10 protein-coding genes are annotated in these 12933 nt (G+C 58.7%); 8 read left to right on the top strand and 2 right to left on the bottom strand.

Annotated elements, in window-relative coordinates; genetic code table 11:
* The first annotated feature begins 313 nt into the window (after positions 1–313).
* From ACR1XY_RS17295 to ACR1XY_RS17270, 6 genes are all read left to right on the top strand, one after another.
* Positions 314–1543 carry an alpha/beta hydrolase family protein gene (locus ACR1XY_RS17295; RefSeq protein WP_480594937.1) on the top strand — a complete coding sequence of 410 codons (1230 nt, stop codon included), beginning with the start codon at positions 314–316 and terminating at the stop codon, positions 1541–1543.
* A 598-nt stretch (positions 1544–2141) separates the two neighbouring features.
* Entirely contained in the window at positions 2142–2813 is a 672-nt protein-coding gene (locus ACR1XY_RS17290) for a Crp/Fnr family transcriptional regulator (RefSeq protein WP_480594934.1), read from the top strand.
* 103 nt (positions 2814–2916) lie between these two features.
* Entirely contained in the window at positions 2917–3129 is a 213-nt protein-coding gene (locus ACR1XY_RS17285; protein WP_480594932.1) for a YgaP family membrane protein, read from the top strand.
* Positions 3130–3175: 46 nt separating this feature from the next.
* Positions 3176–4060: an MBL fold metallo-hydrolase gene (locus ACR1XY_RS17280; RefSeq protein WP_480594929.1), complete on the top strand. Its 885-nt coding sequence runs from the start codon at positions 3176–3178 to the stop codon at positions 4058–4060.
* Between the two features lie 21 nt (positions 4061–4081).
* On the top strand, positions 4082–5761 hold the full coding sequence (locus ACR1XY_RS17275; protein ID WP_480594927.1) for a bifunctional protein tyrosine phosphatase family protein/NAD(P)/FAD-dependent oxidoreductase: 1680 nt from the start codon (positions 4082–4084) through the stop codon (positions 5759–5761).
* Positions 5762–5846: 85 nt separating this feature from the next.
* A complete protein-coding gene (locus ACR1XY_RS17270; RefSeq protein ID WP_480594925.1) occupies positions 5847–7607 on the top strand; it encodes a SulP family inorganic anion transporter in 1761 nt (586 codons plus the stop codon).
* Between the two features lie 39 nt (positions 7608–7646).
* Here ACR1XY_RS17270 and ACR1XY_RS17265 read toward each other — a convergent pair whose 3' ends face one another.
* On the bottom strand, positions 7647–8243 hold the full coding sequence (locus ACR1XY_RS17265; protein ID WP_480594923.1) for a TetR family transcriptional regulator C-terminal domain-containing protein: 597 nt from the start codon (positions 8241–8243) through the stop codon (positions 7647–7649).
* Between the two features lie 143 nt (positions 8244–8386).
* Here ACR1XY_RS17265 and ACR1XY_RS17260 point away from each other — a divergent pair, with 143 nt between their 5' ends.
* Positions 8387–8746: a cupin domain-containing protein gene (locus ACR1XY_RS17260; protein WP_480594921.1), complete on the top strand. Its 360-nt coding sequence runs from the start codon at positions 8387–8389 to the stop codon at positions 8744–8746.
* A 5-nt stretch (positions 8747–8751) separates the two neighbouring features.
* On the top strand, positions 8752–10488 hold the full coding sequence (gene betA, locus ACR1XY_RS17255; protein WP_480595132.1) for a choline dehydrogenase: 1737 nt from the start codon (positions 8752–8754) through the stop codon (positions 10486–10488).
* Positions 10489–10577: 89 nt separating this feature from the next.
* Here the strand turns inward: betA and ACR1XY_RS17250 are convergent, their stop codons facing one another.
* Positions 10578–12857, bottom strand: a complete 2280-nt coding sequence (locus ACR1XY_RS17250) for a CoA transferase (protein WP_480594919.1) — start codon at positions 12855–12857, stop codon at positions 10578–10580.
* Positions 12858–12933: the final 76 nt, after the last annotated feature.

Raw genomic sequence — 12933 nt, 5'->3', positions numbered from 1 at the left:
CAGCTAGATTGCAAATCCGGCCCGCAACCCTTCCAGCACCGCCTCCTCGGCCGTGCGCGGGGCAAAGTGGACCGACGCGAACGGCGTAGCCGACGACCTGGCCGCAACACTGAATTAGTCCAGCACCCCGCCGCTATGATCATTGCGCAGACCTGTTTCAGGTGGAACACGGGCTTTGCTGCGTACTGAAACAACTTGATCCGATTAAGTTAAACCATATGAACGACAGCCAATCCACTGCGGTGCTTGCTGGTGCAGCCGCGTTTTGAAACCAGCTCTGGATCGGCCATACTGCGCGGCGTAGGATTTAGACATGCTGTATTTTTTTGGGCGATTTATCTTCGTTTCAATCTTGCTCACCGAAATGTCTGGCGCGCAGGAATCCATGTTCGTGGGCGATGTTCCACTGCCCGACGATGCGGTTTCTTTCGAGCGGGTGGATTTGCCGTTCTCGGGGACGTGGGTCGGGAAGTTTGACAATCGAAAGAACCACATATTTATCGTTGAGAACCTTGGACATGACGGCCGTGCGGACGTCATTTATGCGGTGGGAAATGACCTGAATAACCGCAGTCGGTGGTTCCGGCGCAAAGCAAGGATCGAAGGTGATATACTGATCTTTGCCGATGACGGTTTTCCCGCACGGTATTGGCTTTCGGCTTCGGGGCGTTTGCGCGGTGTATTCGCGGACGACAAGGGTTTCGCAATCCTCGAGCGCCAAAACCTGCCAGCACTGTTGGCCTCTCCGGCGGGTGACTGGTTTTCGATTGGTGAGCTTGAATTCCTGCAGACAGGGTTGGTTGAAGACGGCAGCAACATCCGGCTCGCTGTTGTGGTTTATCGCCCGGAAGGAGAGGGGCCGTTCCCACTTGCGATTGTCCATCACGGGTCAACCGGTCGGGGCACAAACCCGAATGACTTCGGGCGGGTCTGGTCATACGACTGGTTTGCGGATGTTCTGAATGCGGATGGCTGGTTGGTTGCGTACCCGCAAAGACGCGGCCGGGGCGGTTCCGATGGATTGTACGATGAAGGCTTCGCCGAGGACAGATCGCTGGGGTATTCCCGAGATTCTGCCCTGTCCCTACCGGCGGCCGAACGGGCACTGGCCGACGCAAACGCTGCATTGTTGGCGCTGCGCCAAAGGCCGGACGTAGACGCAAGCAAAACCTTGCTGGCGGGCATGTCGCGCGGGGGTGTGGTAGCGATCATGCAAGCCGGACAAGCCCCGCAGGATTTTGCGGGTGTGATCAACTTTGTTGGGGGCTGGGTGAACGAAATACATGGTGATCCGTCGATCAACCCAACCTTGTTCAGGCGGATTAGATCATTCGGCGGTCCGGTCCTATCGGTCTATGGTGAGCAAGACTCGCATTACAGCGTTGAACACTTCAGTGCGAACCTGGCGGAAATGGAGGCGCTTGGTGCCGATAGCCAGCTCCATTTGGTCAAGCTTCCGGGCTACGGAGACGGACATTGGGCACTATACGTGCCGAGCCTGTGGGAGGAGGTCGTTGCCAAGTTTCTCGAAAGACTTGAGTGACTTGCATGAATCTTGTCGCAAACTTCCGTGAAGCATGGAAACTGGCTGATATTTACTGAGTTCAGGCGGCTAGCTTCATGAACTGTATGAATGAGCAATATCCAAATCCAAACTGACCCTTTCGGACTTCGCGTTCAACTTCAGCCCCAACTAGTATGACAGAGGCGGACTCAAACGATTTGCATCCGAACATCGGGTGAATTCGGGCACAGATGCGGGTCAGGGGCACAAAATCCGCTAAACCCGGCTGGCGTTTAGGCGGTGCTTTTGGCGATCAGGTTTGGTCTGGTTTGACGAAATCCTTGGTTTTTGCTCGGGGACGCTCGATTACAGCACTCGGTTTCGCTCAAAGGGTGTCCGAGGGCATCCCGAACCCGAAAAAAACACGAGAATTCATGGTCGCGAACGAAATCAGGGCTGAGCCAAATTGCGGTTTTACCGGCCACCCTGAATCTGTGCTATCGGCACAAGACAATCACATTTTCGATCCATCAGGGATTTGCCTGAATGGTTTACATTGGGCACCAGATACGCTTTCACCTTAACGAATGCGTTTTATTGTGGAACGTCCCAAGCCACCATAGATGAGCAGGAAGACATGGATCACGCGTGGATCGACAAATTCAAAGGCCTGAGCCGCTTGCCTGAAGACATTCGGGCAGAGCTTGTCGCAGGCAGTCAGGTCGTTTCCCTGCCGGCGGGCACTCAGGTCTTTGCGCCCGGCCAGACGGCGGACAACCTTTTGCTGTTGCTGGACGGCACCGTACGGGTGCAGCAGAAATCGGATACCGGCCGAGAGGTCTTTTTGTACCGGGTTCATGCCGGTGAAAGCTGTGTTTTGACCACCGCCTGCATGCTGGCGTTCGAGGACTATTCGGCCGACGGGATCGCTGAAACGGACATCACTGCCGTGGCCATCCCGCGAAATACCTTTGACGGATTGGTTGCAAAATCAACGGTTTTCCGCGAGTTTGTTTTCACCGCCTATTCCCGGCGGATCACCGATCTGTTCACATTGATCGACGACATCGTTTTTCAGCGCATGGATGTACGTCTGGCCGCGCGATTGCTGGAGCTTGCGGATGAAGACAACGTGGTGCACGCAACCCACGCCATTCTGGGAACTGAACTTGGAACCGCGCGCGAGGTTGTCTCGCGTACCTTGTCCGAATTCCAGCGCCGCGGCTGGGTCGAGCAGGCCCGTGGCGAGGTCTGCCTGACTAAACGGGAAGGCTTGGAGCATATGGTGAAAGCGGCCAGTGCCACCTGAACCCTTCTGAATTGCGAAATCTCACGGCTTTGGTGATCAAGTCACCAAAGCTCCGCTTCCGTCTGTGCGATTGAATGTCCATCGATTCTCGATGGAGTGAGACATGACCACAAATATGGGAAAAACTGACCGCGCCCTGCGCATCGTGATTGCCGCAGCCCTGGCCTTTGCAGCCTTTGGAACAACCATGCTTGGTACCGGCGCGCTGTTCTGGCTGGCGTTGATCGTCGCAGCGGTTTTCACGCTAACGGCCTTTGTGGGGAACTGCCCGCTTTACCGCATCGTTGGCCTGAGAACCTGCAGCGACTGCGGCTGACCGGAACGGTTGCCACACCCTGAATACGACCCGGAGGAGACAACACATGACGACCTATCCCGTAAACATGGCCGTAAAACCAGACGTTTTCGCGTTTTTCGACGAGGCCACGAATACCATCAGCTATATCGTCAAGGACCCGGGTTCGAACGCCTGTGCCATCGTCGACAGCGTTATGGATATCGATTACGCGGCGGGCCGCATCACCTTTGATCATGCGGATGAGCTGATCCGGGTGATAACGGAAAAAGGACTGAAGCTGGAGTGGATCATCGAAACCCATGTCCACGCCGATCATCTTTCCGCCGCGCCGTATATTCAGGAAAAACTGGGCGGTAAAATCGGGGTCGGATCGAAGATCACCGTAGTGCAGGATACGTTCGGAAAGGTCTTCAACGAAGGCACCGAGTTTCAGCGCGACGGGTCACAATTCGATGCGCTGTTCGAGGATGGCGACACTTACATGATCGGCACTATGCAGGCCTTTGCCATGTATACGCCCGGTCACACCCCGGCCTGTATGGTACATGTGATGGGCGACGCGGCCTTTGTCGGCGACACCTTGTTCATGCCCGATGGTGGCTCGGCCCGAGCCGATTTTCCGGGCGGGGATGCAGGCGTTCTGTATGACTCAATCCAGAAGGTTCTGGCCCTGCCTGACCAGACCCGGCTGTTCATGTGCCACGATTACGGACCGAACGGGCGCGATATCGCCTGGGAAACCAGCGTGGCTGAGGAAAAGGCTCACAACATCCATGTTGGCGGCGGCAAGACGAAGGAGGAGTTCGTCAGGTTCCGCACCGACCGGGACGCCACGCTTGCCATGCCCAACCTCATCATCCCATCCCTGCAGGTCAACATGCGTGCCGGAGAGGTGCCGACCGACGCTGACGGCAACCCGATGCTAAAAGTGCCGGTCAACGGCCTGTAAGCCGCAAAAGGGAGGAGAGCCATGGAACTTCGTATCATTTCGCCCAAGTTCACGGTCAGCCCGCAGATCACGGTTGATGACGTCCAGACCATTGCGGCACAAGGGTACCGCGCGATCATCTGCAACCGGCCGGATGGCGAAGGCGCAGATCAGCCCTCTTTCAAGGAAATTGCCGCCGCAGCCGAGGCTGCGGGGATCGAGGCGCGCTATGTCCCGGTGCAGTCCGGCATGGTGAAAGATCAGGACGTTTCGGCGTTTGGTGAGGCGTTGGAGGACGTCCAGCGCCCGGTGCTGGCCTATTGCCGGACCGGCACGCGCTCGGCCACGCTGTGGTCGTTTCATGAGGCCAAGAAACGGCCGATGTCCGAGATCCTGTTGGCCACCAAGGCGGCCGGCTATGACATGAACGGCGTGGCCCGCCGTATTGCCAATGGTGGCAAAACGCCTACGGATACAGGGGATGCGCATTTCCAGGTGGTGATTGTTGGTGCGGGTGCAGGTGGCATTTCGGTCGCTGCCAGCCTGAAGTCGCGTCAACCCGATCTGGACATTGCGGTGATCGACCCCGCCGACATCCACTACTATCAGCCCGGCTGGACCATGGTGGGCGGCGGCATCTTTGATGCCCAGACAACGGCGAAAACCATGGGTAGCCTGATCCCGAAGGGTGTACACTGGATCAAGGCTGCGGTCGCGGCGTTCGAGCCGCAGAACAACGCCGTCGTTCTGGATGGGTGCCGGGTGGTGAAATACGACCGCCTTCTCGTGTGCCCCGGTCTGAAATTGGATTGGGGCAAGGTCGAGGGGCTGGAAGAGACCCTGGGCCGCAATGGGGTGACGTCGAACTACCGCTATGACCTTGCGCCCTACACCTGGCAACTGGTGCAGGAGATGAAGGAGGGCAGGGCGCTGTTTACACAGCCACCGATGCCGATCAAATGCGCCGGGGCGCCGCAGAAGGCCATGTACCTCTCGGGGGACGCCTGGTTTCGTAGCGGCGCTCTGAAGGATATCGACATCCAGTTCATGAACGCGGGCGGCGTGCTGTTCGGGGTCAAGGATTATGTTCCGGCGCTGGAACGTTACGTCGAGAAATACGGTGCCACGCTGAACTTCTTCCACAATCTGGTTTCGATCGACGGGCCTGCGAAAAGGGCGGTTTTCGAAGTGATCAAACCGGATTGTAACCCGGATACAGTCGAGGTCGAGTTTGACATGATCCATGTGTGCCCGCCCCAGACTGCGCCCGATTTCGTGCGTGTCTCGCCGCTGGCGGACGCGGCGGGCTGGGTCGACGTGGATCAATCGACACTGCGCCACAAAACCTACGACAATATATGGTCGCTTGGTGACGTGATGAATGCGCCCAATGCAAAAACCGCCGCCGCGGCCCGCAAACAGGCGCCAACTGTGGCGGGCAACATTGTGGCCGACATCGCAGGGCGTTCGGCTGTGGCGCAATATGACGGGTATGGTTCCTGCCCGCTGACGGTCGAGCGCGGCAAGATCGTTCTGGCCGAATTCGGCTATGGCGGTGCGCTGAAACCTAGTTTCCCGCGTTTCCTGATCGACGGCACCCAGCCAAGCCGCATGGCATGGTTCCTGAAGGAAAGCCTGCTGCCACCGATTTACTGGAAGGCCATGCTGCGCGGCAAGGAGTGGATGGCACGGCCCGAGAAGCTGAGGGTCTCTCCAGAGTAGGAATTGAAACTGCCTGTGTTTTTGAGCGCAGCAACATGCGGGCGGTGTCGGCAGCACTTCCCGCTTAGAACGCCGGAAAGATTTGATGATCGAACACCTCCGCCACTATGTTCCTGTTCTGGACTGGGGCCGAACCTATACGCGCGGTGCCTTTTCGAACGACCTTATTGCGGCATTGATCGTGACGATTATGCTGATCCCGCAATCGCTGGCCTATGCCTTGCTGGCGGGGTTGCCTCCCGAGGCGGGGATTTACGCATCGATCGTGCCCATCGTTCTGTATTCGATTTTTGGCACAAGTCGGGCGCTGGCCGTTGGGCCCGTGGCGGTGGTTTCACTTTTGACGGCGACAGCCATCGGGCAGGTGGCCGAACAGGGCACGGCGGGCTATGCGGTTGCGGCGCTGACGCTTGCCTTTTTGTCTGGCGGCTTTCTTGTACTCATGGGCGTACTGCGCCTTGGGTTTCTGGCCAATTTCCTCAGCCATCCGGTGATTGCCGGATTCATTACCGCATCGGGCATTCTGATCGCGACCAGTCAGGTCAAGCATATACTGGGGGTCAGCGCACATGGGCACACGCTGCCGGAAATGCTGGGTTCGATCTTTGACCATCTACCCGAGGTCAACTGGGTGACTTTGGCAATCGGAACTTTGGCGACCGGATTTCTGTTTTGGGTCAGAAAAAACCTTAGACCGTTACTGAACCGGCTGGGTGTGCCGCCGGTGCTGGCCGATATTCTGACCAAAGCCGGACCTGTCGCAGCGGTGGTCGCCACAACCGTTACCGTCTGGCAACTCGACCTGGCTGCCGAGGGCGTGCAGATCGTCGGGAGCGTCCCCCAAAGCCTGCCACCCCTGACCCTGCCGGGGTTTTCCCCGGACCTGATCAGCGCTCTTGCAGTTCCCGCAATCCTGATTTCGATCATTGGTTTTGTCGAAAGCGTCTCGGTCGCGCAAACTCTGGCCGCCAAGAAACGCCAGCGCATCAATCCGGACCAGGAATTGATCGGTCTTGGGGCCGCAAATCTGGGTGCCGCCTTTACCGGAGGATATCCGGTAACCGGCGGGTTTGCCCGCTCGGTCGTCAATTTCGACGCCGGGGCGGAAACGCCAGCGGCGGGTGCTTTTACCGCCATTGGTCTGGCCATTGCCGCGGTCGCGCTGACGCCATTGGTCTTCTACCTGCCCAAGGCCACGCTGGCTGCGACTATCATCGTCGCAGTGCTCAGCCTTGTGGACCTGACCATTCTGAAGAAGACATGGAGTTATTCGCGGGCTGACTTTACCGCCGTTGCGGCAACTATCCTTCTGACACTGGGTTTAGGTGTCGAGGTTGGGGTGGCGTCCGGTGTGACGATTTCGGTTCTGTTGCACCTCTACAAGACGTCACGCCCGCATGTGGCCGAGGTGGGCCTTGTCCCCGGAACCCAGCATTTCCGGAACATCCTGCGCCATGAGGTTGAGACGGTGCCTTCGCTGGTGACGCTGCGGGTTGACGAAAGCCTGTATTTCGTGAATGCGCGTTTTCTGGAGACATTGATCCAAAGCCGCGTGGCCGAAGGCAGCGCGGTTCGAAACGTGGTGTTGATGTTCTCGGCGGTGAACGAGGTGGACTTTTCAGCCCTAGAAAGCCTTGAGGCGATAAACCACCGGCTGACTGATATGGGGGTTGGTCTGCATCTGTCCGAGGTCAAGGGGCCGGTCATGGACAGGCTGAACCGCACACATTTTCCCGAAGTTCTGAACGGCCGGGTGTTTCTGTCGCAATATGACGCTTGGAAAAGCCTTGCCGAAAGTGACACACACGCGGTTGGCGCGACGAGGTTGTCCTCGGTTAGCGGGTAACTCCCGATCCCGGTTCTTCGATCGCGTCGCGCGGGCAGTCTAAGGTCCGTCTGAGCGGTGCGCTGATAGCGCCTGTTCTGTCAGGGTGGCCACCAGATTCTGGGCCGCTTTCAGGTCGACGGGCTCGACGCGAGTTGCGTGTTGCAGCCATACTCCGTCAATCAGCGCAACGATCATGCGCGCTATGTGCCCGGCCTCTTCACCGGAATAAAGCGGCGCAATTGCCGCGCGAACAACGACAAGGTTTTGCTGCTGATAGCGCAGCAGTTCCTGATGATACTCCGCGTCCGACCCGGCTAGGCAATAGAGCGTCAGCCACACCGACGACAGCCGTTTGTTCGATTGCTCGGGCGCCAGCGCCATGCGCACCAGCGCCAGCACCTTGTCCCGAGGAGGGGTGCCCTGTTCCGCGATCAGGTCCAGTTGCTCCCCGTAGGACGTCACCGCATGGCGGATCGCCGCCAGCAGCAGCCCCTGTTTGGTGTCGTAATAGTGGCAGACCAGCCCGGCAGAAACACCCGCCTGACGCGCCACATCCCTGATCTTCAGCGCACAAAACCCCTGATCATTCAGAACGTCCATGGTGGCTTCAATTATCTGAAGTTTGCGTGTTTCAATGTCTGTCAAACGGGACACGGGCTGAGATCTCCTGACTTCAGGCAGTAGTAGACGGGGCATGAGCCGAAGGCCAGAGACATCATTGAACCGCTGTTCAATATTTCGTTGAACCACTGTTCAATCAATGCTAGCCGTTCCGAAACACAATTCCGGAGGTCCAAATGATCCGCGCCATCAACCTGACCGATGCCGGGACACATGCCCTGATGGCTGACCCTCGCCAGATGGTCATGAGCTCGCCCGAGGTGGCCTCTCCGCAGGAGTGGGAAAACCTAGTGATCGATCGCGCCTCGGATGAGGTGCGCGTTGGGACCTGGAGGTGTGAGCCTTACACGGATGAGATTGTTGACTATGCCTATGACGAGTTCATGTACATGATCTCAGGAACGGTCGAGTTGATTTACCCTGATGGCAGCTCTGACAGGTTCGGGCCCGGCCAAGCGTTCCTGCTGCCCAAGGGGTTCACGGGTACGTGGAAACAGCCCGAAACCGTTGTCAAATTCATGGCGATGATCCGCTGAACCGGATGGAGCGTTACGACTATATCATCGTTGGCGCAGGGTCCGCAGGCTGTGTGCTGGCGAACCGGCTGGGTGAGGATACAGGCAAGCGTATTCTGGTGATCGAGGCCGGAGGTAGCGATAACGCCATGATCGTGCGGATGCCATCGGCCCTGTCGATCCCGATGAACACCAAACGCTTTAACTGGGGGTTCGTGACCGAACCCGAGCCGCATCTGGACGGGCGTGTCATGAACTTGCCGCGCGGCAAGGGGCTGGGGGGATCAAGCTCGATCAATGGCATGTGCTACGTACGCGGCAATCCGATGGATTATGAGCTTTGGGCGGATCACGGTGCCACGGGATGGAACTGGGCTAATGTGTTGCCTTATTTCAAGCGACTGGAAAGTGCTTCGGACCTGAGTGCATATCGGGGGCAATGTGGTCCAATCAAGGTGACCCGGGGGTCGGAAACCAACCCTCTCTATCAGGCGTTCATCGAGGCGGGCGTTCAGGCCGGATATGCTCGCAGCGCCAACATGAATGACATCCAGCATGAAGGCTTCGGTCCGATGGAAATGAACGTGGGCGGCGGTGAGCGTTGCAGTGCCGCCACCGCTTATCTGCGTCCGGCCATGGCGCGGGGCAACGTTCGGGTCGTGACCCATGCCCACACAACGCGCATTCTGACAGAAGGGCGCAAGGCGGTCGGCGTCGAATATGACCACAAGGGAAAGCTTGTTCAGGCACGGGGATCTGAGGTGATCCTGTCGGCAGGCTCGATCATGTCGCCGGCGATCCTGCAGCGCTCGGGCATTGGGCCGGGAGACACGCTGCAACAAGCTGGCATCGCTGTTGTCCATGACTTACCCGGCGTCGGCGGCAACCTGATGGATCATCTGGAGTTGTACGTGCAGCAGGAATGCACGCAGCCGGTATCGCTCTACCCGTATATGAGCCCTTGGGCAAAAGCCCGGATCGGATTTCGCTGGCTGCTGCGCCGCGATGGTTTGGGGGCCACCAACCATTTCGAGGCCGGGGCTCACATCCGCAGCCGCGCCGGTATCCTTTACCCGGACATTCAGTTTCATTTCCTGCCGCTGGCCATTTCGTATGACGGGAAATCGCTGGCCAAGGGCCACGGGTATCAGGTGCATGTGGGCACGAAACGATCGAAAAGCCGGGGTAGGGTGCGGCTACATGCATCTGACCCGCTAGGCGCCCCGCGCGTCCGTTTCAACTATATGAGCCACGAAGACGACTGGCAGGAAATGCGTGCTTGCGTCCACTTGACGCGCGAGATTTTCCGGCAACCCGCCCTGGCCCCCTTCGCCGGGCAAGAGCTTGCTCCGGGGTCGGATTGCAGCAGTAACGCGCAGATTGATCAGTTCATCAAAGACAGGGTCGAAAGCGCCTATCATCCCTGCGGCACCTGCCGGATGGGCGGGGACTCTCAATCCGTCATTGATCCGGGCACGATGCGCGTACACGGAATAGAGGGCTTGCGCGTTGTGGACGCCTCAGTCATGCCACAGGCCACGGCCGGGGACCTCAATGTGCCGACATTGATGTTGGCCGAACGCGCCGCTGATCTGATCAGAAGCACCAGCTTGCCCGCCGCCGATCCGGCGCCGGTGATGGTGGATGCCAATTGGCAGAGCTGTCAGCGGTCACAGACAATCGATTTGGACCTGAGCGGCAGGGATACCTGTGCGCTGTTTGCCGAAGAACGAAACCATGTAAGTGGCACAACGTATCCATAACCAATTGCCGAGAACTGGCAGTTGAGGAAATCAGGCATTGCCTTCTGATGGGCAAGTAGCTCAGCGTGGAGACGCCGCTTTAGGCCAGATTATTCGGGCAGGTATTTTTCCGACCAGCTTGTTCCTGCAGCACCGGTAGCGATTAGGTTGTCGATCTGCTGACCCGCATAACCCAGCCGCGCCAGAATGGTCCGCGTATGTTGCCCATATTTCGGCATGGGCCTCGGAATACTGATCCGTCCGGACTTAGGCCGCACCGCATTCGGGGCGACCAGATCACACCAGCGCCCCATCGGGTGTTGATCATGGCGAATAACGCGGAAGGTCGCATCAGAAAGGTCGATGTCACCTGCGCTTTCAAGCTGTAGGGCCTTGTCGCGTGTTTCGTGCAGGGATGCGAGCGGGGCAACCGTGCTCTGACCGACCGAGAATGCCTTTTGCCAGTAAGAAAGGGGCTGCGTCCTGAAACGCTCCGCCAGGGCGTCATGCAGAACATCAGATGGTGCCTCTGCAAGATCGGCAAGATCGGGGACACGGGCAAGGGCGGCTTGCCGTTCGGTCGGGGCGGCGAAGAACATCCACTGATCCGCCGCTTCATAGCAATGGTAGAACGGACCCCAACCCAGCGCCTCGCCGCCAGAAGGTTCGTCAAAGGGCGCACGGCCGTCATAATCATACATGAACTGTGCCTGAATGAGGTTGCCGGCCGCCGCCAGAGATGCCCGTGCAACGCCGCCGATTCCGGTTTCGCGCAGTCGCAACAGCGCACCTCCCAATGCCACGTAGGCGCAGAAACCGGTCAGAACGTCGATGGTGCCGAAATGTGCGTGTTCTTCGGGAGTATCCATGCCGCCACCAAATCGCACCATGACACCAGTGGCCGCCTGCGCCAGATCGTCATAACCCAAATGATCAGATTTCGGCCCCCGCATCGGTCCGCCGAACGCATCCAGTTGAACAAGGATGAGGCGCGGGTTGAGCGCGTTAAGTTGTTCGGGTGCAAGCCCCAACTTGTCGCGCTGTTCATCCGTGCCGTTCATCGTGATCACGTCGGCTTCGGCAATGAGCTTGGCTAGAACTTCTTGGCCTTCGTCACTGCGCAGGTTCAGCAGGATGCTCTCCTTGCCCCGTTGCGCGTGAATGCCAAAAACAACCGTGTTCCAGGGATCGACCGAGGGCTCAACCGGCTGCACCAGCGTTACTTCAGCCCCATAACGCGCCAGAGTTGAGCCGATGGTTGGGCCTGCAATAACATTGGTGAGGTCCAGAACCTTCAAACCTTCCAGCCAACCACCACTGCCTGTCGTGCCGCTGGCGCGCGGGACTTCGGCCAGCAACGCGTCCAAGTTCGCAACCGTCGGGCCGGTCTTGTCCACTGCCGCCTCATCCCCGGACAGCCAGGCCACGTTGCCCATCTGGCGCATCTCTCCGTAGTCGGCATCTTCGACTCGCAGAACCAGACCCGAGGCCAGAGCATGCGAGTCGGCTAACCATTCCTTGCTGAACCGCTGTGCCGTGGCAGGGGCTTTGGCGGTTCCGAACAGCTCTTCCCACTCATGCGCGGGGCGGGTCAAAAATGCCTCTTTCATCGCCGAGGACACGCGCGCCCGATCAGAGGCGCCGACGGGGTAGTTGCGCATCGACCATTCCGCAGGCCAGTCCTTTGTGTCTAGATAAGCCGAGAAATCGGGCAGCGCATCCGCCAGATCCTTGAGCCCCAACGTCTCCAGCACACGCCGGGGATGCGTGGCAACTGAGCCCGAGACGACATAGAACCCCCGCCCGTCGGCGCAGGTATATGTGCGATAGAACGGGTCGAGGAATTCGGACAGCTCATCGAACTTGAGGTTCATCGGCAGGCCTTCGGCTGCGCGCCGATCCAGTTCGACCTCGCGCGGGGACTTGTAGCGCTCCGGGTAATCCTCGATCTGCTCGCAATTGTAGATCAGACCTTCCAGCAGAGCGGCGGCCAGAGGGACTTCGATATGATCCCCACCGATGCGCTCGCGCGCGTTCAGGGCAAACAGAACCGCCATGGCCCCGAAGCTTGCGCCATAGGCTGAGGCCAGCGTCAGCGGCGTGAAGGACGGGTTGATGCCCATCAGCCGCCGGTTCAGGCCCATATCGGTGAATTGCCCGGTGTAGGCGGCGATTACGGCCTCCCACGCGGGCAGTGCGGCCAGTTCCGTATCGGTAGACGCAAACCCGGGCATGGAAAGGTATATCAGTTGATCATTTGCAGCCCGAAGAGCATCCGGCCCCAACCCAAGGCGATCCATGATCCCCGGTCGGAAGTTCTCGATCACCACATCGGCGCGTTTGGCCAGTTCGATCGCGGTTTCCCGCCCCTGATCGAGCGTGTTGCACAAATCGTTTCCGATGCATAGCTGGTCCTTCGAATTGACTGCGGGATGCTGGGATGCCTTTCAAATTCAATGCGTCGCG

The organism is Ruegeria sp. AD11(2025), from assembly GCF_056542405.1.
Note: the sequence above shows the minus strand (reverse complement) of the source record. Positions and strands in the feature narration are given on the sequence as shown.

Bases quoted from the DNA above. Each gene is read 5' to 3' on its own strand.
- ACR1XY_RS17295 (WP_480594937.1), top strand. From the start codon at position 314: ATGCTGTATTTTTTTGGGCGATTTATCTTCGTTTCAATCTTGCTCACC.
- ACR1XY_RS17290 (WP_480594934.1), top strand. From the start codon at position 2,142: ATGGATCACGCGTGGATCGACAAATTCAAAGGCCTGAGCCGCTTGCCT.
- ACR1XY_RS17285 (WP_480594932.1), top strand. From the start codon at position 2,917: ATGACCACAAATATGGGAAAAACTGACCGCGCCCTGCGCATCGTGATT.
- ACR1XY_RS17280 (WP_480594929.1), top strand. From the start codon at position 3,176: ATGACGACCTATCCCGTAAACATGGCCGTAAAACCAGACGTTTTCGCG.
- ACR1XY_RS17275 (WP_480594927.1), top strand. From the start codon at position 4,082: ATGGAACTTCGTATCATTTCGCCCAAGTTCACGGTCAGCCCGCAGATC.
- ACR1XY_RS17270 (WP_480594925.1), top strand. From the start codon at position 5,847: ATGATCGAACACCTCCGCCACTATGTTCCTGTTCTGGACTGGGGCCGA.
- ACR1XY_RS17260 (WP_480594921.1), top strand. From the start codon at position 8,387: ATGATCCGCGCCATCAACCTGACCGATGCCGGGACACATGCCCTGATG.
- betA (WP_480595132.1), top strand. From the start codon at position 8,752: ATGGAGCGTTACGACTATATCATCGTTGGCGCAGGGTCCGCAGGCTGT.